Here is a 20,661-nt window from a genome sequence, read left to right as displayed (position 1 = left end):
ATGCAGCACGCAATCTATCCCAGCCTGGCCGGCAAGCACGTCGTCATCACGGGCGGCGGCACCGGTATCGGCGTGGCCATCGTCGAAGCGTTCGCACGCCAGGGCGCCCACGTCACCTTTCTCGACATCGCCCGTGTAGCGTCGCTGGCGCTGCAAGAGAAACTCGCCCACTTGCCGCAGCGGCCCGTTTTTCGCTATTGCGACCTGACCGACCTGGGCGCCCTGGCCGCCACTTTCGCCGAGATCGAACACAGCGCGGGCGCCACGGATATCCTCATCAACAACGCAGCCAATGACGACCGCCACCAGCTGCAGGATGTCACGCCCGCCTACTGGGACGAGCGCATCGCTGTCAACCTGCGCCACCAGTATTTCTGCGCTCAGGCAGTGGCGCCGGCCATGCGCGCCAAGGGCAGTGGCGTAATCCTCAACCTGGGCTCGATTTCCTGGCACCTGGCGCAAGCGAACCTGTCAATCTACATGACGGCGAAAGCCGGGATCGAGGGCCTGACGCGCGGCCTGGCGCGCGACCTGGGCGTGCATGGCATCCGCGTCAACTGCATCATTCCCGGCGCCGTGCGTACGCCGCGCCAGGAAAAGCTGTGGCATACGCCGGAAGCGGAAGCCGTGATCCTGCAGGGACAATGCCTGCAGTTGCGCGTGGAGCCGGAGGACGTGGCGGCGCTGGCATTGTTTCTGGCGTCGGACAACGCGGCCAAGTGCGCCGGACGCGAATACTATGTCGACGCAGGCTGGTACGGCGCATGAACATTCCAGCCCAACGCCAGGCGCGGCGCTTCCGCTCGCAGGACTGGTTCGACAATCCCGACCACATCGACATGACGGCGCTGTACCTGGAGCGCTTCATGAACTACGGGATCACGGCCGAGGAGCTGCGTTCGGGCCGGCCCATCGTCGGCATTGCGCAAAGCGGCAGCGACATCAGTCCCTGCAACCGCATCCACCTGGAACTGGCGCAGCGCGTGCGCGACGGCATCCGCGACGCCGGCGGCATCCCGATGGAATTTCCGCTGCACCCGATCTTCGAGAACTGCCGCCGTCCTACGGCCGCGCTGGACCGCAACCTGGCGTATCTGGGCCTGGTGGAAATCCTGCATGGCTACCCGATCGACGCCGTGGTGCTGACCACCGGCTGCGACAAGACCACGCCGGCCCAGCTGATGGCTGCCGCCACGGTCGATATTCCCGCCATCGTGCTGTCGGGCGGTCCCATGCTCGATGGCTGGATGGACGGTGAACTGGTGGGTTCCGGAGCCGCCATCTGGAAGGGCCGCCGCCAGCTGTCTGCCGGCTTGATCGACAACGACAAATTCCTGCAAATCGCCGCTGCCTCGGCGCCGTCGGCCGGCCACTGCAACACCATGGGCACGGCATCGACCATGAATGCGCTGGCCGAGGCGCTGGGCATGTCGCTGACTGGCTGCTCGGCCATTCCCGCGCCGTACCGCGAACGGGGCCAGATCGCCTACGAAACGGGGCGGCGCATCGTCGACCTGGCGTTCGAGGACGTGCGTCCGTCGAGCATCCTCACGCGTGGAGCGTTCCTGGACGCTATCATCGTCAACGCGGCCATCGGCGGCTCCACCAATGCCCAGCCGCATCTGATGGCCATGGCCCGCCATGCGGGCGTGGAACTGCACTCGAGCGACTGGATGGAGCACGGCTACGACGTGCCCCTGCTCCTGAACATGCAGCCGGCCGGGAAATACCTGGGCGAGCGCTTCCACCGCGCCGGCGGCGTGCCTGCCGTGATGTGGGAGTTGCAGCAGGCGGGCTTGCTGCACACGCAGCGGCCCACCGTCACGGGCCAGAGCATGGCGGTGAACCTGGCCGGGCGCGAGAGCGCGGACCGCGAGATGATTCGTCCGTTTGCCGCGCCATTGAAGGAAAAGGCCGGTTTCATGGCCTTGCAGGGCAACCTGTTCGACTTCGCCATCATGAAGACCAGCGTGATCTCGCCCGCTTTCCGCGAGCGTTACCTGTCGCGTTCCGGCAGCGAAGGTGTGTTCGAGGCGCGCGCCATCGTCTTTGACGGTTCTGCCGACTACCACGCGCGCATCAACGACCCGGCATTGGCCATCGACGACAGCTGCATGCTGGTCATGCGCGGCGCCGGCCCCGTGGGCTGGCCCGGTTCGGCCGAAGTGGTCAACATGCAGCCGCCCGATGCCTTGCTCAAGGCGGGCATCCTGAACTTGCCAACCCTGGGCGACGGGCGCCAGTCGGGCACGTCGGACAGCCCTTCGATCCTGAACGCGTCGCCGGAAAGCGCGGTCGGTGGCGGCCTGGCGCTGCTGCGCACGGGCGACATCATCCGCGTGGACCTGAACGCGGGCCGCTGCGACATGCTGGTCGATGCCATAGAGCTGGCGCGCCGCGCACAGGAACTGCCGCCGCCCGTCAACGACAGCGCCACGCCGTGGCAGGAAATCTACCGCGCCAGCGTGGGCCAGCTGGAAACGGGCGCCTGCATGGAGCTGGCGCTGAAATACCGTGCCGTGGGCCAGACCCTGCCGCGCCACAACCATTAGCAGCACGTAGGTCGGGTTAGCCGGTATGGCGTAACCCGACGTGATTTTAGAAGTACCCCGCAGTGAAAAAACGTTGTTAATAAAATCCACAAGGAGACACACAATGAACAAGATCATCAGCGCAGCCATCATGACCGCCATGCTGGCATTGACCAGCAGCGCCGCCCTGGCCGATGCGAAAAACCCGAAGATCGGTTTTTCCATCGACGATTTGCGCGTGGAACGCTGGACGCGCGACCGCGATTTCTTCATCGCCGCCGCCGAAAAGCAGGGCGCCAAGGTCTTCGTGCAATCGGCCGACGCCAGCGAGCAGCGCCAGATTTCGCAGATCGAGAACCTGATCTCGCGCGGCGTGGACGTGCTGGTGATCGTGCCGTTCAACGCCACAGTCCTCAACAACACCGTCAAGGAGGCGAAAAAGGCCGGCATCAAGGTGCTGTCGTATGACCGCCTGATCCTGAACGCCGATATCGACGCGTATATCTCGTTCGACAACGAGAAAGTGGGCGAAATGCAGGCCGAAGGCGTGACCAAGCTGCAGCCGAAGGGCAATTACTACCTGCTGGGCGGCTCGCCGACCGACAACAACGCCAAGATGCTGCGCGAAGGCCAGATGAAGGTACTGAAACCGTTCATCGACAAGGGTGACATCAAGATCGTTGGCCAGCAGTGGGTGAAGGACTGGAGCGCCACCGAAGCGCTGTCCATCGTGGAAAACGCGCTGACGGCCAACGGCAACAAGATCGACGCCATCGTCGCCTCGAACGACGGCACGGCCGGCGGCGCCATCCAGGCGCTGGCCGCGCAAAAGCTGGCCGGCAAGGTGCCGGTCTCGGGCCAGGACGCCGATCTGGCGGCGGTGAAACGCGTGATCGCCGGCACGCAATCGATGACGGTCTACAAACCGTTGAAAACCATCGCTTCGGAAGCGGCCAAGCTGGCCATCCAGCTGGCGCGCAATGAAAAGCCGGCCTACAACTCCAGCTATGACAACGGCCTGAAAAAAGTCAGCACCGTGCTGCTGAAACCAACGCCGCTGACCAAGGCGAATGTGAACATTCTCGTCGATGACGGCTTCTATACCAAGGCGCAGCTGGGTAATTGATCACCCGCTTGATGTCGGCTTACGCGCTGCGCGCTAAGCCGACCTACGATTGCCCGCATCGGCCGTTATCCGACAATCGCCGGCTCCGGAAACGCCGGTTGTGGTGTCGGCCGTCCGCATCGATCGTAGGTCGGATTAGCGACGCCTTGGCGTCGCGTAATCCGACATTTCCCCCCCCGTATCCGCAACGAGAGTGAGCATGTCCGACTATCTGCTTGAAATGAAAGGCATCGTCAAACAGTTTGGCGGTGTCCGCGCGCTTGACGGCATCGACCTGCAGGTGCGGGCCGGCGAGTGCATCGGCTTGTGCGGCGAGAATGGCGCCGGCAAGTCAACCCTGATGAAGGTGCTGTCCGGCGTGTACCCGCACGGCACCTGGGATGGTGACATCCTGTGGGATGGCCAGCCCTTGCGCGCGCAATCGATCCGCGATACGGAAGACGCGGGCATTATCATCATCCACCAGGAACTGATGCTGGTGCCGCAGCTGTCCGTGGCCGAGAATATCTTCATGGGCCGCGAGCTCACCCTGCCGGGCGGGCGCATGCATTATGCGGCCATGTACAAGCGCGCCGACGAGCTGCTGCGCGAACTGAAAATTCCCGAACTGAACGTGGCGCAGCCCGTGATGAACTACGGCGGTGGCCACCAGCAACTGGTGGAAATCGCCAAGGCGCTGAACAAGAATGCGCGCTTGCTGATTCTCGACGAGCCGTCGTCGTCGCTGACGGCGTCGGAAATCGCCGTGCTGCTCGATATCCTGCGTGCTCTGAAAGCCAAGGGCGTCACCTGCATCTACATTTCGCACAAGCTCGATGAAGTGGCGGCCATCTGCGACACCATCGTCGTCATCCGCGACGGCAAGCATATCGCCACCACGCCGATGGCGCAGATGAATGTGGAACGCATCATCGCGCAGATGGTGGGCCGCGAAATGAACCAGCTGTATCCGCAGCGCACAAAAAAAGATGCGATCGGCGAGGTGCTGTTCGAGGCACGCCACGTGAGCTGCATCGACGCCGACAATCCGCAGCGCAAGCGCGTCGACGACGTCTCGTTCACCCTGCGCAAAGGCGAGATCCTCGGCATCGCCGGTCTCGTCGGGGCGGGGCGCACGGAGCTGGTCTCTGCCCTGTTCGGCGCCTATCAGGGGCCGTGCCAGGCCGAAGTCTGGCTCGATGGCCGCAAGATCGATACCCGCTCGCCGCAAAAGGCGATTGCCATGGGCCTGGCCATGGTGCCGGAAGACCGCAAGCATCACGGCATCGTGCCCGATCTCGACGTGGGGCAGAACATCACCCTGGCTGTGCTGGAGCAATTCGCGCGCGCCACGCGCATCGATGGAGAGGCTGAATTGAAGGCCGTGCGCGGCGAGATCGCCCAGCTGGAACTGAAGGCGGCCAGCCCGTCGCTGCCCATTACGAGCTTGTCGGGCGGCAACCAGCAAAAAGCCGTGCTGGCGAAGATGCTGCTGACGCGCCCGCGCGTGCTGATCCTCGACGAACCCACGCGTGGCGTCGATGTGGGCGCCAAATATGAAATCTACAAATTGATGCTGGCGCTGGCCGACCAGGGCGTGGCCATCATCATGGTCTCGTCGGAACTGGCAGAAGTGCTGGGCGTGTCCGACCGCGTGCTGGTGATGGGCGAGGGCCGCCTGCGCGGCGACTTTATCAACGATGGCCTGAGCCAGGAAACCGTGCTGGCGGCGGCGCTGGACCAGCGCCCGGTGCCAGCCGCCCATACCGACAACAAGGAACCCGCAGCATGAAACCGCACAGTATCAAACAGCTGTTCACCCAATACAAGATGCTGGCCCTGCTGATCGCGGTCGCCTTGATCTGGGCCTTCTTTTCGTGGAAGACGCAGGGCAGTTTCCTCACACCGCGCAACCTGTCGAACCTGCTGCGCCAGATGTCTGTCACCGGCATCCTCGCCTGCGGCATGGTGCTGGTGATTATCGCCGGCGAGATAGACCTGTCGATCGGCTCCCTGCTGGGCCTATTAGGCGGCATCGCCGCCGTGCTGGACGTGACGCAGCACTGGCCGCTGGCGCTGAACCTGGCGGCAGTACTCGGCTGCGGCCTGGTGATAGGTTTGCTCAATGGCTACCTGACGGCGTACCGGGGCATCCCCTCCTTTATTGTCGGACTGGGCGGCATGCTGGCGTATCGCGGCATCCTGTTGGGCATCACGGGCGGTATCACGATCGCGCCCGTCTCTGAGCCTATGGTCTACCTGGGGCAAGGCTACCTGCCCGCGATGCCCGGCATTGCGCTGGGCATCGGCCTGTTCCTGCTGGCCGCCTTCCTGACGTGGCGCGCGCGCGCCAGCCGCGCGCAGCATGGCTTGCCGCAGACGGCGCCCTGGGCCGATGGCTTGCGCCTGGCCGTCATCGGCGCCGTGCTGTATGCCTTCGTGCAAACCCTGAACGGTTATGAAGGCATCCCGCTGCCCGTGCTGTTGCTGCTGGCCTTGCTGGGACTGTTCAGCTACATCACCAGCCAGACCGTGTTTGGCCGCCGCATCTACGCCGTGGGCAGCAATATGGAGGCGACGCGTTTGTCCGGCATCAACGTGAAAGCCGTCAAGCTGTGGATCTTCGGCATTATGGGCCTGATGTGCGCGCTGGCTGGCCTGATCAACACGGGCCGGCTGGCGGCCGGGTCGCCGTCAGCCGGCACCTTCAGCGAACTCGATGCCATCGCCGCCTGCTTCATCGGCGGCACTTCGATGCGCGGCGGCTCGGGCACGGTGTATGGCGCCTTGATCGGCGCGCTGGTGATGGCCAGCCTGGATAACGGCATGTCCATGCTGGACGTCGACACTTACTGGCAGATGATCGTGAAAGGCAGTATCCTCACCCTCGCCGTGTGGGTCGATGTCAGCACGCGGGCAGGGCGCAGATAGCCGTGAAAAAATCTGGCACGGGAGGAGACACCATGAAGATGCCGACCGCGCACCGGATCGCGCTGCTGTTTAACGGGAATAAAATCTACGACCGCGACATCATCGCGGGCATCGCCGCCTACCTGAATACCACGCGCGTGTCGTGGGACCTGTTCCTGGAAGAGGATTTTCGCTGCCGCCTTCCCGGCATCGAACGCTGGCAAGGCGACGGCATCATCGCCGATTTCGACGATCCCGCCGTCTGCGCTGCGCTGGCCCACAGCCGTCTGCCCGTGGTGGCCGTTGGCGGCTCGTATGCGCGCACGGACGATTACCCGGCCGGCATTCCGTATGTGGCAACCGATAATTTCAAGATCGTCAAGCTGGCCTATGAGCACCTGGTGGAAGCGGGCCTGACGCGCTTTGCCTGTTTCAGCCTGCCCGAGGCGGACGTCAACCGCTGGGCGCAGGAGCGCGAAACGGCTTTTTGCGCATTGATGGAGCGCGACCACATGCGCGCCGACGTGTACCGGGGCGTCGCCACCAGCGCGCCCGCGTGGGATGAAGCGGTGGAGCAGCAGATCGCCTGGCTCAACAGCCTGGAAAAACCCGTCGGCATCATCGCCGTCAGCGACGCGCGCGCGCGCCAGCTGCTGCAAGCCTGCATGCATGCGGGCATCGCCGTGCCGGAGCAAGTGGCCCTGATCGGCATCGACAACGATCCGCTGGCGCGCATGCTCACGCGCATTCCGCTCAGTTCCGTGATCCAGGGAACGGAGGAAATGGGCCGCACGGCGGCGCATTTGCTGCACCAGATGCTGAATGGCGCGCGCCTGTCCGGCACGCGCATCCTGGTACCGCCGGCCGGCCTGAACGTGCTTGCCTCCACCCGCCACCAGCCCTTCCAGCATCCGCAGGTGATGCAGGCGCGCCACTTCATCCGCCAGTATGCGTGCCAGGGCATCAAGACGGAGCAGGTGGCCGATTACGTGGGGGTGTCGCGCTCCTCGCTCGAATCGCACTTTCGCCATGAGCTGGGGCGCAGCGTGCACGACGAGATCCTGCATTTCAAGCTCGATGCGGCCAAGACCCTGCTGGCGCGCGGGCCGGGGCAGGTGGCCGAGGTGGCTGTGCGTTGCGGCTTTACCACGGTGCAGTACATGCATGCCGTCTTCAAGCGCGAACTCGGTTGCACGCCGCGCGAATTCCAGCAACGCAGCCGGCCACCGCCAGCCCCCGGACAGGCGCCATGATGCACCTGCTGCGCAATGCGCGCGGCATGCGCGTGGCCATCGACGCGCACGATGCCAGTGTGCGGGCCTGGTGGGCGCCCGACCGCTATGGCCGCCTGGCCGATGTGCTGGGAGCGGTGCCCCCTGCGGGGCGTGCTTCCACGGGCTGGCAGTGTGCATCGCCGGACGGCGGCCACTTGCTGTTGCGCCTGGCACAAGACGGCCTGTCGGTGCACCTGGCTTACCGGCTCGACGACGATGGCAGCCTGCACCTCGATTGCACTGCCACGGCCGATACTGTTTCCCGGTTTGCGCTTGCTGCGCCCCTGTTCAATCTGCAGGGCCGCCGCGCTAGCGTGGGCGACCATGTGCTGCGCCTGGCCGCCGATCGCTACTGGCCCGGCGGCGGCGCGGGCGGCGCTCTTCTCGATGTGGCCGGCAGCGCGTTTGACTTCCGCCAGCCGGCGCCGCTCGCTTCGCGCCTGGCCTGGCCCGCGCTGGTGCACTTGCCGGGATTCCGGCATGACTTTTACTGGACGGGCTGCGGCCAGCTGCGCGAAGCGGCGCGGGTTGCCGACCCCGCTTCCGGCCGGGTCTTGCGTTTTTCCAGTACCCAGGATAGCTGCCGTCTGTACTCCGATGCGCGCTGTTTTTCCCTGCTGGCGCAGGGCGTGCAATTGCAGCCGGGACAGGTGAAGCAGTTCAAGCTCGCCTACCGATTGGGCGTGCAGGATATCGACGCGTTTGACATATCAGAACCGGTATCAATGATGTCAAATAAGTGATTGGTCAGATATGCGTGGCAGTTCTACCATGGGGTGGTTTTTCCCTCATTTATTTTTGCCCTTACCAACGCTGCGAACCTGCCCATGAACATACTCACCATCGATGCCGGCACCACCAATACGCGTACCTTGCTGTGGCGCGCGGGCGCCGTCGTCGCCCAGGCGCAGCTGGAAACGGGCGTGCGCAATACCGCCATCGACGGTCATAACGGTGCGCTGAAACAGGCGCTGCGCGACACCATCGCCAGCGTGCTGGCCAGCGCGGGCATTGCGCCGTCCGAGGTTGACCTGGCGCTGGCCTCGGGCATGATCACCTCACCCATGGGGGTGCAGGAAGTGCCGCATTTGCCGGCGCCCGCCGGCCTGGCCCAGCTGGCGCAAGGCATGCTGGCGGTGGACTTGCCCGACGTGCTGGCGCAGCCCCTGTGGCTGATCCCCGGCGTGCGCAACCAGCATGGCGCCGTCGGCCTGCATAACGTCGAAGCGATGGACATGATGCGCGGCGAAGAGACGGAAGTTATCGCGCTGCTCGAGCGCCTGCAACTGCGGGGCGCGGCGACCCTGATCATGCCCGGTTCGCATACCAAATTGATCAGCGTGGACGAGCAGCGCCGCATCCTCGGCTGCAGCACCACCATCGCTGGCGAGCTGCTGCAGGCAATCACGCAGCACACGCTGATCAAGCAATCGGTCGATGGCGGTTTTGCCCAGACCCTGGTGCCGAAAATGCTGCTGGCCGGCGCGGCTGCGGCGCAAAAAACAGGGCTGGCGCGCGCCTGCTTCAGCGTGCGCACCCTGGGCCAGTTCAGCGCCGTCGAATGCAATGAGCGGGCCAATTTTTTGATGGGCGCCGTCCTCAGCGGCGACTTGCTGGCACTGCGCAACAGTACCGCCATCCAGATGCGGCCCGATACACCGCTCGTCATTACCGGCAAGCCCATGTTGCGCCAGGCGCTCGGGCTGCTGATCGAAGAACACGGATTTTTTTATGGCAAGCGCATCATCGTCGACGACCAGCAGCAGGATTATCTGGCCGGTCACGGTGCGCTGCTGATCGCCGCTGCGCGCGGCTTGATTTCCCCGCAGGAGACAGTATGAGTGACAACAAGAACAAGCGTCCCTTGCGTTCGCAAGCGTGGTTTGGCGGCGACGACAAGGACAGTTTTATTCACCGCAGCTGGATGAAGAACCAGGGCTATCCCAGTGACGCTTTCGATGGCCGTCCCGTCATCGGCATTTGCAATACCTGGTCCGAGCTGACACCTTGCAATGGCCATTTCCGCGACCTGGCCGAGATGGTCAAGCGTGGCGTGCTCGAGGCGGGCGGCTTTCCTGTCGAATTCCCCGTGATGTCGCTGGGCGAGACGAATCTGCGCCCGACGGCCATGCTGTTCCGTAACCTGGCCAGCATGGATGTCGAGGAATCGATACGCGCCAACCCGATCGACGGCGTGGTGCTGCTGACGGGCTGCGACAAGACCACCCCGGCCTTGCTGATGGGCGCGGCCAGCGTGGACTTGCCCACCATCGTGCTGTCGGGCGGCCCCATGTTGAACGGCAATTACCGCGGAAAACCGATCGGCTCGGGCACGGATGTGTGGAAGTTTTCCGAAGACGTGCGCGCCGGGCGCATGACATCAAACGAATTCAAGCAGGCCGAATCGTGCATGTCGCGCTCCGCCGGCCACTGCATGACCATGGGCACGGCGTCCACCATGGCCAGCATGGTCGAGGCGCTGGGCGTGACCTTGCCCGGCAACGCCGCCATCCCCGCCGTCGATGCGCGCCGCAAGCTGCAGGCGCAGCTGACGGGGCGGCGCATCGTCGACATGGTGCATGAAGACCTGAAACTGTCGCAGATCCTCACGCGCGACGCGTTTGAAAACGCCATCATGGTCAACGGCGCCATCGGCGGCTCGACCAATGCCGTGATCCACCTGCTGGCCATTGCCGGGCGCATCGGCGTGGACATGCGACTGGGCGACTGGGACCGCCTGGGCCGCGACATTCCTTGTTTGCTGAACCTGATGCCGTCGGGCCAGTACCTGATGGAAGATTTTTACTATGCGGGCGGCCTGCCGGTGATCATCCGCGACCTGCTGGGCAAATTGCATGGCGAGGCGCTTACCGTCACGGGCGCCAGCATGGCCGTCAACGTGGCCGAGGCGGAAAATTTCAATCCCGAAGTGATCACGCCGCTGGCGCAGCCTTTCAAGGACGAGGGCGGCATCGCCGTCCTGCATGGCAACCTGGCCCCGCGCGGCGCCGTCATCAAGCCGTCCGCCGCCTCGCCGGAACTGATGCAGCACCGTGGCCGCGCCGTCGTCTTCAACAGCATCGAGCATTACAAAAAGCGCGTCGACGATCCTGCGCTCGATATCGATGCCAGCTGCGTGATGGTGCTGCAGAATTGCGGCCCGCAGGGCTATCCGGGCATGGCTGAAGTGGGCAATATGGGACTGCCGAAAAAACTGCTGGAGCAGGGTGTCCGCGACATGGTGCGCATTTCGGATGCGCGCATGAGCGGTACTGCCTACGGTACGGTGGTACTGCACGTGGCGCCGGAAGCGGCCGTGGGCGGCCCGCTGGCACTGGTGCGCGATGGCGACATGATTGAACTGGACGTGGCGGGACGGCGTTTGCATCTGGACGTCGACGAGGCCGAGCTGGCGCGCCGGCGTGCAGAATGGAGCGCACCTCAGCCGGCCATGAAGGGCGGCTACCAGGCTATGTACATCAAGCACGTGACGCAGGCCGACGAAGGCGCGGACCTCGACTTCCTCGTCGGTTGCCGCGGTTCTGCAGTGCCGCGTGAGTCACATTGAAAGAAGGAGCAGATATGGGGACACGGGCCCAATTACTGGTCGATGCGCAGAACTTCCTGGGCGAGGGCGTGCGCTGGTGCGAACGCAGCGGTCGCGTTTTCTGGACGAATATCGAAGGCTGCCAGCTGCATGCGCTGGTGCTGGCCACGGGAGAGCGCCGGAGCTGGGCCATGCCCGAGCGCCTGGCGTGCTTTGCGCTGACGGACAGCGACGACGTGCTGCTGCTGGGACTAGCCTCCGGACTGGCCTGGTTTGACGCGCGCAGCGGCGCCGTCACGCTCCTGCACACGGTGGAGGCGGACTTGCCCATGACGCGCCTGAACGATGGCCGCTGCGACCGCCAGGGACGCTTTGTCTTTGGCACGCTCGATGAGCGCCCGTGCCGCGATGCCATCGCCAGCTTCTACCGCCTCAACCTGGACCTGAGCCTGGAATGCTTGCCGCTGCCGCAGATCGCCATCTCGAACAGCATTTGCTTCAGTGTCGATGGCACGGCCATGTACTTTTGCGACTCGATGAAGAAGGCGATCTACCGCTGGGATGATTACCTGGGGGGCGATGCCAGCCGGGTGCGCGTGTTTGCCGTGCTCGAGCCGGGGCCCGGCGCCGCCGACGGCGCCACCATCGATGCGGATGACCACCTGTGGAGCGCGCAATGGGGCGCCGGCACGGTCTTGCGCTTCGCGCCGGACGGCAGCGTCGAGCGCGCGATCACCTTGCCCGTGTCGCAGCCCAGCTGCGTGAGCCTGGGTGGGCCCCACTACGACGAATTGTTCGTCACCACCGCTCAGGAGAGTTTGACGCCGGCGCAGCTGGCGAGCGAACCGCTGGCCGGTGGATTGTTTCATGCGCGCCAGGTGGATGTGCGCGGTTTGCCGGAAGTGCGCTTTGGCGCCCTGCCGGCCTGACAGGAGATAGCATATGCAAAAGCACACGGTTTTTGAGGGCATTATTGAACGGGGCATGGTGGGCATCGTACGCGCACCTTCGGCGCAGGCGGCCGTGCAGATCGCCGAGGCATGCATCGCCGGCGGTATCACGGCGCTGGAAGTGGCCTTCACGACGCCAGATACCCTGGGCGTGTTGCGCACCCTGCGGGAACGCCATGGTCATGACGTGCTGCTGGGTGCGGGCACGGTGCTTGATACCGAGACGGCGCGCGCCGCCATCCTGGCCGGCGCCCAGTTCATCATCTCGCCCGGCGTGAACGTGGAAACCATCGCGCTGTGCCAGCGCTACCAGGTGCTGGCCATGCCGGGGGCGATGACGCCGACGGAAATCGTCACGGCCCTGCAGGCGGGCGCCGACATCGTCAAGGTTTTCCCCGCCGAGATGTTCGGCCCCGCCTACATCAAGGCCCTGCGCGCCCCCTTGCCGCAAGCGCCATTGATGCCGACCGGCGGCGTGACGGTGGAGAACCTGCAGGAATGGTTTGCCAGCGGTGCCGTGGCCGTGGGTATCGGCAGCAGCCTGAGTGGACCGGGCGCTACGGGAGACTATGCGGCAGTGACGGCGCGCGCACAGGCCTTCGTGGCGAAGATGGCGTTGGTGCGCACGGCTAGATCTTCTGGCTAGCTCCCGCAGCGGGATAATTCTGCTACGCTAGGCGGGCAATGTCGCACGCCTAACCACGACCAGAATATGCCCAACATCGCCCGCATCCTGCAAGAGAGCCGCATCATCGCCATCGTCGGCATGTCCGACAAGCCCGAACGCGCCAGCCATGAAGTGGCAGATTACCTGTTGCAGCATGGCTACCGCGTGTTGCCCGTCAATCCTGCACTCGCAGGGCACGACGTGCTGGGGCAGCGCGCTTACGCCACCCTGACGGAGGCCGCGGCGGCTGTCGCGCCGGCGCGCATCGACATCGTCGACTGCTTCCGCAAGTCGGCAGATATTTTGCCCATCGCCGTGGAAGCCGTTGCCGTCAAGGCCGGCTGCCTGTGGCTGCAGCTCGACGTCGTCAATGAAGAGGCGGCGCAGCTGGCGCGGGCGGCGGGCCTGGACGTGGTGATGGACCATTGCACAAAAATCGAGCACCGCAAGCTGGCGGTGGCGGCATGAAGGCGCGCACGCAATTTCGTGCCGGGCAGGGCTTTGAGCTGAACGAGAAATTCGCCGGCAAGCGCCTGCTGGGCGCCGCCACCAAGGCGGCGAACAAGAAGCTGACGCCAGCCCAGTGCAAGGCCCTGGACCGCGAGGAAACCGTGGCGCTGACGGCGCAGATCGCCGAGTGCCAGAGCATGCTGTATGCGCAGCACAAGAAAAAGGTGCTGCTGGTCCTGCAGGGCATGGACACGTCGGGCAAGGATGGTACCGTCAAGGCCATCTTCAGCAATATCAACCCGATGGGCATTCGCGCCGTGGCGTTCAAGGGCCCCACCGATATCGAACTGGCGCACGATTACCTGTGGCGCGTGCACCAGCAGGTGCCCGTCAAGGGCGAGATCGCCATCTTCAATCGCAGCCATTATGAAGATGTACTGATCACGCGCGTGCAGGACATGATAGACAAGGCCGAATGCCAGCGCCGCTACGCGCAGATCCGCGATTTCGAGCGCATGCTGAGCGAAACGGGCACCGTCATCCTGAAAGTCTTCCTGCATATCTCCAAGGACGAGCAACGCGGACGGCTGCAGGAGCGGCTCGACGATCCAGACCGCCAGTGGAAGTTCGATCCCAACGATATCGCCCAGCGCAAGAAGTGGGATGGCTACCAGCGCGCCTATGAAACGGCGATCCGCGAGACGGATGCCGATCACGCGCCGTGGTACGTGGTGCCGTCCAATTCCAAGACCCAGCGCAACCTGGTGGTCGCCTCCCTGCTGCTGGAAACCCTGCAGGGCATGAAGCTGGAATACCCGGCGCCGGACCCGAAACTGTCGTCTTTCAAGGTCGAGTAGAGCTGAGGGCAGTTCAGCGCTGCGCCTGCGGAATCGGCCGCGCTGTGGCATAGTATCCCTCGTCGATAATTCAAACCAGACCGGAGATCCATATGCTGCAGTTGAAAGATCCTACCTTGTTGCGTCACCAGGCTTACCTGAATGGAGCCTGGGCAGATGCCGATGGTGGCCAGACGATTAATGTGAGCAATCCCGCCACCGGCGAGCATATCGGCACGGTGCCCCTGATGGGCGCAGCCGAGACGCGCCGCGCCATCGAGGCGGCCAATGCCGCCTGGCCTGCCTGGCGCAAGAAGACGGCCAAGGAGCGCGCGGCCGTGCTGCGCCGCTGGCATGACCTGATCCTGGAAAACGCCGACGACCTCGCGCTGATCATGACCACCGAGCAGGGTAAGCCGTTGCCGGAGGCGAAGGGCGAAGTGCAGTTCGGCGCCTCCTTCATCGAGTGGTTTGCCGAAGAAGGCAAGCGCGTCGCGGGCGATACCCTGCAATCGCCATGGCCTGACCGCCGCCTGGTCATCACCAAGGAGCCGATCGGCGTGTGCGCCGCCATCACGCCATGGAATTTCCCCGCCGCCATGATCACCCGCAAAGTCGGTCCGGCCCTGGCCGCCGGCTGCCCGATGGTCTTGAAACCGGCTGAAGCAACGCCGTTTTCGGCGCTGGCGCTGGCCGTGCTGGCCGAGCGCGCGGGCGTGCCTGCAGGCGTGTTCAGCATCGTCACGGGTGCGCCGAAAGACATCGGCGGCGAAATGACGTCGAACCCTATCGTGCGCAAGCTGACGTTTACGGGCTCGACTCAGGTGGGCCGCTTGCTGGCAGAGCAATGCGCGCCGACGATAAAGAAGCTGTCGCTGGAACTGGGCGGCAATGCGCCGTTCATCGTCTTTGACGACGCCGACCTGGACGCGGCCGTGGAAGGCGCCATCGCCTCGAAATACCGCAACGCGGGCCAGACTTGCGTCTGCGCCAATCGCCTGTACGTGCAGGACAGCGTGTATGACGCGTTTGCCGAAAAGCTGGTGGCCGCCGTGGCCAAGCTGAAGGTCGGCAATGGCATCGAGGCGGGCGTGACGCAAGGCCCGCTGATCGATGGCAAGGCCGTCGCCAAGGTGGAAGAGCACGTGGCCGATGCATTGGCCAAGGGCGGCCGCCTGCTGGCTGGCGGCAAGCGTCATGCGCTGGGCAACGGCTTTTTCGAGCCGACCATCATCGCCGATGTGACGAACGACATGCGCGTGGCGACGGAAGAAACCTTCGGCCCGCTGGCGCCCCTGTTCCGTTTCAAGACGGACGATGAAGTCATCGCCCTGGCCAATAACACGGAATTCGGCCTGGCCGCCTACTTCTATTCGCGCGACATCGGCCGCATCTGGCGCGTGGCAGAAGGCCTGGAAACGGGTATGGTTGGCGTCAACACGGGCCTGATCTCGAACGAGATCGCGCCCTTCGGCGGCGTCAAGCAATCGGGCCTGGGCCGTGAAGGGTCGACCTACGGTATCGAGGATTATCTCGTTATCAAGTACATCTGCATGGGCGGCATCTAAGGCATCCTAGCGTGAGCCGCGGCGCGCGGCGAGGCGGTCCAGCATGCCCTTGACCGCCTCCATCTGCGTGCCGCTCTTGCGGTAAAAATCCGGGTCGATCGGATTGATGCTGGTGTAGCCCCAGAAATCCCAGCAGCCTTTCGGGTTGTACGGGTAGACGGGGCTCGGTTCGGCTTGCGGATACAGCACGATGATCTTGTTGGCATCCGCCACCTGGTTGTAGCCGGTGCTGGTATAGAAACGGTCGCCGATCGCTTGCGTCGTTTGCAGGCAGCCGTGGAAGACCACATGCACGCGGCAGCTCTCGCTGTCGCAGGCTTTCGGGATGTAGGCGTAGCCTGTATTGTTCATGCTGGAGTACGCGTTCTGGATGAAGCTGCGCTGATTGAAGGCGATCAGCTTGCCCCTCAGGGTGCTCGACGAGGGCTGCAGGTCCGGGTACAGGTGCTGCAGGATGTCGCGCGCCTGCACGTAGTCGCAGTCGTTGATGAAGGGCGACTCCGTCACGGCGCAGGGCTTGTCCTGCTGGCTGTCGGTCAAGATGGCGTGGCCTGCGACTAGCGTGTCGACGAAGCGGATCTGCGCCGCCGGCGTGCCCGCCAATGCATAGAATTTTCCCACCTGCTCCACTACCGGCCGCGTCACGGTCTGGTCTTTCGTTCCGCTGAAAAGATAGATGCGCTGGCGTTTCAGGTTGGCCGTGTCGTCGATGAGACGGGCGCGCGCGAAGTCGTTGGCCGCGCGCAGCAATTCGCTGGCGACAGGCGGCGCCACCTGCGCGCTGCCGGGATTCATGCAGGTGCTCAGGGCATTCGTCAGATAGGGAATGTAGGGGAAGCGGCCCGGCTGGCCCGAACAGAAATACGGGCCGCCCGCGATGATGCCGGCACCGGCGACGGTGGCCGAGTAGGCGACGGCAAATTGCGCCGCCATGAAGCCGCCCGAGGACAGGCCCGATACGGTGGTCTGGCTCAGGTCAGCCTGGTAGGCGGGCAGGGCGGGGGCGTCTTTGCTCGCGGTGCCCGTCTTGACTGTCTTGACGGCCGTGGCGGCGGATGCGCCGTCTGGCGCCAGGATGAGCAGGCTGGCGGCCAGCAGGGTGGTGGGTAATGCGGTCAGTTGCGGGAAGGGCATGGCTACTCCACAGGGCAAGGGCAGGAAGGCCGAGCATAGGTAAAAAAACTGTGTGTTGGGCAAGTACTGCACCGTTCTTGATGCCGGTCAAGCAATCGCAGTGGTTGTGGCCATCATACGCGTGCGCGGCGTTTGACATAGAATGGTTTTTTTCCTTTTCGACCATGGTGCCCTTCATGTCCAAGACCCTTGCCCAGCTCTTCGCGCTGACCACCCTTGCCGCCAGTTCCGCCCTGGCCGTGCCAGCCCATGCTGCTGAAACCGCTGCTGCCACGAGTGCTTCAGCGGCCGCTTGTCCTGCCATCCTCAAGCAGACATTCAAGCGCTTGCAGGATGAAGTACCGCAAAATCTGTGCCAGTACGCGGGCAAGGTCGTGCTGGTCGTGAATACGGCCAGTTATTGTGGTTTTACTAATCAATACGAAGGGCTCGAAGCGCTGTACGCGAAGTACGGCAGCAAGGGCCTGGTGGTGCTGGGTTTCCCGTCGAACGATTTTGGCAAGCAGGAACCCGGCAATAGCAAGGAAATCGCCGATTTCTGCTACAACACCTACGGCGTGAAGTTCCCCATGTTCGCCAAATCGGTGGTCTCCGGCCCCACGCCGAATCCGCTATACGTGGATCTGATCAAGCAAACGGGCAAGACGCCGGCCTGGAATTTCCATAAATACCTGATCGACCGCCATGGCAAGGTCGTCGACAGCTTCCCCAGCAAGGTGACGCCGGACGACAAGAAGCTGGTTGGCGCGGTGGAAAAAGCGCTGGCGATGTAAGTTGCCGATACACAAGCAGGCTTGAATGCCTGCTTTTTTTTAATGCCGTGCTTGTCGCCTTCCCATCATTGTCCTAAGCTGGTTGTTCGTGTTTGTCAAAACAACCATCAAGGAGAACATCATGGCGTATGTCGATGGATTTGTGGTGCCCGTACCGAAAGCCAAGCTCGATGCTTACCTGGCCATGTCGCGCGCCTGCGGCGCCGTCTGGCGCGAATATGGCGCGCTTGAATTTCGCGAATGCGTGGGCGACGACGTCAAACCCGGAAAGCTGACCTCGTTCCCGCAGGCGGTGGACTTGCAGGATGGCGAAGTGGTGGTGTTTTCATGGATCGTGTATGAGTCGCGCGCGAAGCGCGATGAAATCAACGACAAGGTCATGAAAGACCCCCGCCTGGCCGAGATGATGGATCCGGCCAAGCTGCCGTTCGATGGCAAGCGGATGATCTATGGTGGTTATGAAATGCGTGTGGATCTTTAAATAATTTCTGCCGGCAACGCCCCGCGTAGCGCATTGCACACGACAATCGCCTCTGCCTGCGCCAGCATGGCGCGCGTAATGATGGTTTCCTGCGCATCCCAGGCGGGATCGGCCAGCATGGCCGCGCGTTGCACGCCAGGCAGCAGGCCGCAGGACAGGGGCGGCGTATGCCAGCGGCCATCGAGCCGGATGAAGACATTGCTGCGTCCGCCCTCGGTCAGCTCACCCCGCTCGTTAAAGAACAGCATGTCGAAGCCGCCTTGCGCCTCGGCCGCGCGCCAGGCTGCATCGTAGTGCGCGCGCACGCTGCTCTTGTGGCGCAGGAACAGGTCGTTTGCCATCGTAGGGTCAGGCGCCAGCATGACATTGACCGTGGCTGGCAAAGGGGCCAGCGTGCCGCTTTGCACCGTAAACTGGCCATCCTGGCGCAGCGCCAGGCGCAGGCGGAAAGGGGCATCGTCGGGGCGTGCCGCGCAGGCCGCCTGCAGCGCGATGCGGGCAGCGTTGTCATCCCAGGCAAAACCGAAGTAGGCGCTGGAGGTGGCCAGGCGTGCCAGATGGCGCTCCTGCTGGCGGCAGCCACCGGCACGGCTGGCATGCAGGGTCTCGAACAGTTCGAAGTCGTTGCTCAGCCCCGTCAGGAAGCGGGCCTTGAGCTGACACTCCGCAAATTCCTCCTGCGGGTCGCTGTCGAGCACGATGCCGGCGCCCACGCCCATCTCGCCGCGCCGGATGCCGTTCGTCCCGGGTGCCTGCAGCGCCAGCGTGCGGATCGGTACGGACATGCAGAAGTTGCCTACCGCGTGGACAGCGCCGGCGGCGGGAGGATCGAACCAGCCGATGGCGCCCGTGTAGATACCGCGTGGCGCCCCCTCCAGTTCGGCGATGATTTCCATGGTCCGCCGTTTCGGCGCGCCCGTGATTGAGCCGCATGGATACAATGCCTGGAAAATATCGGCCAGGCTGGCATCCTCGCGCAAGCGCGCCTGCACGGTGGAGGTCATTTGCAGCACGCTGCTGTAGCGCGTGACTTCGAACAGGGCCGGCACCTTGACGGAGCCCGTGACGGCGATGCGGCCGATGTCGTTGCGCAGCAGGTCAACGATCATCAGGTTTTCCGCGCGATTCTTTGGATCATTGGCTAGGGCGCTGGCGCGGCGCGCGTTCTCTGCCACTTGATCCGCAGGGGCGGCCGGCGCCGTGCCTTTCATGGGACGCGCCTTCAACTCGCCTTGCGCATGGCGCACGAACAGCTCCGGCGACAGTGACAGCAGTGCGCTGCCATCGGGCAGCATCACCAGCGCGCCGTAGGGTACGGGCTGGCGCGCACGCAGCCGCGCATACAGGGCCAGGGGCGAGCCGAAGGCGTCGAAGCGCAAACGATACGTATAGTTGACCTGGTAGGTGTCGCCGGCCACGATGTAGTCGTGGATGCGGTGCAGCGCGCGGGTGAATTCGGCTTGATCCACATTCGCGTGTATATCGGCCACGCCGGCCGGCGCGGCGTCCGCGCGGACGCGTTCGTCCAGCCACCGTGCCACCTCGTCCTGCGACAGCTGCGTGCATTGGTCAAAGACGAGTACTTGCGCCAGCGGCGGCGCGCCGGAGATGGCCGCGCGTGGCGGCATGGCCAGCAAATGCGCACCCAGCTCGTAGCTGCACACGCTGACGGCGTATTGGCCGCGTTCTAACGCCCCTTGCAGCCCCTGGAGCAGGGCCGGCCAATGTTCCCCCTCGGTGCACCGCAAGACCGCCGCCAGGCCCGTGTACAGGCGCGAACCGGCGCCCGGGGTGCTGGCGTCGTCGAGCAGGGCGAAACAGTCGGTATGCATGGTGACAGCCGCGGCGGTGACTTACCCCAGCAGCATGGCGATTTGCAGCGCCGCTTCCTGGGATGGATTGATCTTGAAGCCGCTCTTGGCGTAGCGGTGCCAGCGTCCGATGACGAAGCTGACGATCAGGGTGGCGCGCGCCGCCACTTCGCTTTCCTTGCCATGGCCTTCGGCGGCGGCCACGCGCAAGGCCTGCTTGAGAGCCAGTTCCACGCGGTCGTAGAACTGGTTCATGCGTACTTGCAGGCGCTCGTCCTCATTGACCAGCGCATCGCCGATCAGCACGCGCGTCATGCCCGGATTGCTGATGGCAAAATTGAGCAGCATGCCGATGATGTCGCGCGTCTGCGTCATGCCGTCGCTGTGCTTGTCCGCGATCTGGTTGATCAGCCCGAAGACGCTCGACTCGATGAATTCGATCAGCCCTTCGAACATTTGCGCCTTGCTGGCGAAATGTCGGTACAGGGCCGCTTCCGACACGGCCAGTCTGGCCGCCAGTGCGGCAGTAGTGATCTTTTCGCCTTTCGGCTGCTCCAGCATTGCGGCGAGGGCCTGAAGAATTTGTAGCCTGCGTTGGCCCGGCGGTGTGCTTGCCATATTTTC

19 protein-coding genes are annotated in these 20,661 nt (G+C 64.1%); 16 read left to right on the top strand and 3 right to left on the bottom strand.

The genetic code is table 11. The features are described from left to right. The 14 genes from C8C89_RS04130 (at window position 1) to gabD (ending at window position 15,838) form a co-directional block, all read left to right on the top strand. The gene (locus C8C89_RS04130) at window positions 1–768 is read left to right on the top strand and encodes an SDR family oxidoreductase (protein WP_133988965.1); all 768 of its coding nucleotides are present in this window, start codon (window positions 1–3) and stop codon (window positions 766–768) included. Beyond that, entirely contained in the window at window positions 765–2,552 is a 1,788-nt protein-coding gene (locus C8C89_RS04125; RefSeq protein ID WP_133988964.1) for an IlvD/Edd family dehydratase, read from the top strand. Before C8C89_RS04130 ends, C8C89_RS04125 begins: the two co-directional genes overlap by 4 nt. 103 nt (window positions 2,553–2,655) lie before the next feature. Continuing rightward, on the top strand, window positions 2,656–3,657 hold the full coding sequence (gene xylF / locus C8C89_RS04120) for a D-xylose ABC transporter substrate-binding protein (protein WP_208327671.1): 1,002 nt from the start codon (window positions 2,656–2,658) through the stop codon (window positions 3,655–3,657). A gap of 199 nt (window positions 3,658–3,856) precedes the next feature. Further along, window positions 3,857–5,428 carry a D-xylose ABC transporter ATP-binding protein gene (gene xylG, locus C8C89_RS04115; RefSeq protein WP_133988963.1) on the top strand — a complete coding sequence of 524 codons (1,572 nt, stop codon included), beginning with the start codon at window positions 3,857–3,859 and terminating at the stop codon, window positions 5,426–5,428. Then, window positions 5,425–6,567, top strand: coding sequence for a sugar ABC transporter permease (locus C8C89_RS04110; protein WP_101483378.1), 1,143 nt, complete (start codon window positions 5,425–5,427; stop codon window positions 6,565–6,567). The genes xylG and C8C89_RS04110 overlap by 4 nt, the downstream gene beginning before the upstream one ends. 32 nt (window positions 6,568–6,599) lie before the next feature. Next, window positions 6,600–7,799: a DNA-binding transcriptional regulator gene (locus tag C8C89_RS04105; RefSeq protein ID WP_101483379.1), complete on the top strand. Its 1,200-nt coding sequence runs from the start codon at window positions 6,600–6,602 to the stop codon at window positions 7,797–7,799. Then, window positions 7,796–8,563 carry a hypothetical protein gene (locus tag C8C89_RS04100; RefSeq protein WP_133988962.1) on the top strand — a complete coding sequence of 256 codons (768 nt, stop codon included), beginning with the start codon at window positions 7,796–7,798 and terminating at the stop codon, window positions 8,561–8,563. The genes C8C89_RS04105 and C8C89_RS04100 overlap by 4 nt, the downstream gene beginning before the upstream one ends. An 84-nt stretch (window positions 8,564–8,647) precedes the next feature. Beyond that, window positions 8,648–9,661, top strand: coding sequence for a 2-dehydro-3-deoxygalactonokinase (locus C8C89_RS04095; protein WP_133988961.1), 1,014 nt, complete (start codon window positions 8,648–8,650; stop codon window positions 9,659–9,661). After that, window positions 9,658–11,388 carry an L-arabinonate dehydratase gene (araD, locus tag C8C89_RS04090; RefSeq protein ID WP_101483382.1) on the top strand — a complete coding sequence of 577 codons (1,731 nt, stop codon included), beginning with the start codon at window positions 9,658–9,660 and terminating at the stop codon, window positions 11,386–11,388. Before C8C89_RS04095 ends, araD begins: the two co-directional genes overlap by 4 nt. Before the next feature lie 14 nt (window positions 11,389–11,402). After that, complete coding sequence (locus C8C89_RS04085; protein WP_133988960.1) at window positions 11,403–12,296, top strand: SMP-30/gluconolactonase/LRE family protein; 894 nt, start codon at window positions 11,403–11,405, stop codon at window positions 12,294–12,296. Between the two features lie 13 nt (window positions 12,297–12,309). Next, window positions 12,310–12,963 (top strand): bifunctional 2-keto-4-hydroxyglutarate aldolase/2-keto-3-deoxy-6-phosphogluconate aldolase, encoded by a 654-nt coding sequence (locus C8C89_RS04080; protein WP_101483384.1) that lies wholly within the window; start codon window positions 12,310–12,312, stop codon window positions 12,961–12,963. Window positions 12,964–13,029: 66 nt separating this feature from the next. Next, window positions 13,030–13,452 (top strand): CoA-binding protein, encoded by a 423-nt coding sequence (locus C8C89_RS04075; protein ID WP_133988959.1) that lies wholly within the window; start codon window positions 13,030–13,032, stop codon window positions 13,450–13,452. Further along, window positions 13,449–14,291 carry a PPK2 family polyphosphate kinase gene (locus tag C8C89_RS04070; RefSeq protein ID WP_133988958.1) on the top strand — a complete coding sequence of 281 codons (843 nt, stop codon included), beginning with the start codon at window positions 13,449–13,451 and terminating at the stop codon, window positions 14,289–14,291. The genes C8C89_RS04075 and C8C89_RS04070 overlap by 4 nt, the downstream gene beginning before the upstream one ends. Before the next feature lie 92 nt (window positions 14,292–14,383). Continuing rightward, complete coding sequence (gabD, locus tag C8C89_RS04065; protein WP_133988957.1) at window positions 14,384–15,838, top strand: NADP-dependent succinate-semialdehyde dehydrogenase; 1,455 nt, start codon at window positions 14,384–14,386, stop codon at window positions 15,836–15,838. A gap of 6 nt (window positions 15,839–15,844) precedes the next feature. On the opposite strand, the gene C8C89_RS04060 is transcribed toward gabD, so the two are convergent. Beyond that, on the bottom strand, window positions 15,845–16,972 hold the full coding sequence (locus C8C89_RS04060; protein WP_101483388.1) for a poly(3-hydroxybutyrate) depolymerase: 1,128 nt from the start codon (window positions 16,970–16,972) through the stop codon (window positions 15,845–15,847). Window positions 16,973–17,148: 176 nt separating this feature from the next. Between C8C89_RS04060 and C8C89_RS04055 the strand changes: the two genes are divergently transcribed. Both C8C89_RS04055 and C8C89_RS04050 read left to right on the top strand, forming a co-directional pair. Continuing rightward, window positions 17,149–17,745, top strand: a complete 597-nt coding sequence (locus tag C8C89_RS04055) for a glutathione peroxidase (RefSeq protein ID WP_133988956.1) — start codon at window positions 17,149–17,151, stop codon at window positions 17,743–17,745. A 121-nt stretch (window positions 17,746–17,866) separates the two neighbouring features. Beyond that, on the top strand, window positions 17,867–18,226 hold the full coding sequence (locus tag C8C89_RS04050) for a DUF1428 domain-containing protein (RefSeq protein WP_076565604.1): 360 nt from the start codon (window positions 17,867–17,869) through the stop codon (window positions 18,224–18,226). On the opposite strand, the gene pabB is transcribed toward C8C89_RS04050, so the two are convergent. Then, window positions 18,223–20,058, bottom strand: coding sequence for an aminodeoxychorismate synthase component I (gene pabB / locus C8C89_RS04045; protein WP_133988955.1), 1,836 nt, complete (start codon window positions 20,056–20,058; stop codon window positions 18,223–18,225). The genes C8C89_RS04050 and pabB overlap by 4 nt on opposite strands. Before the next feature lie 21 nt (window positions 20,059–20,079). Beyond that, a complete protein-coding gene (gene slmA, locus C8C89_RS04040) occupies window positions 20,080–20,655 on the bottom strand; it encodes a nucleoid occlusion factor SlmA (protein WP_092798863.1) in 576 nt (191 codons plus the stop codon). Window positions 20,656–20,661 lie beyond the last annotated feature (6 nt).

The sequence above is a fragment of the Janthinobacterium sp. 75 genome, assembly GCF_004365495.1.
Taxonomy (GTDB): Bacteria; Pseudomonadota; Gammaproteobacteria; order Burkholderiales; family Burkholderiaceae_D; genus Janthinobacterium.
The sequence above is the reverse complement of the archived record's forward strand: the minus strand, read 5'-3'. Positions and strand labels throughout refer to the sequence as shown.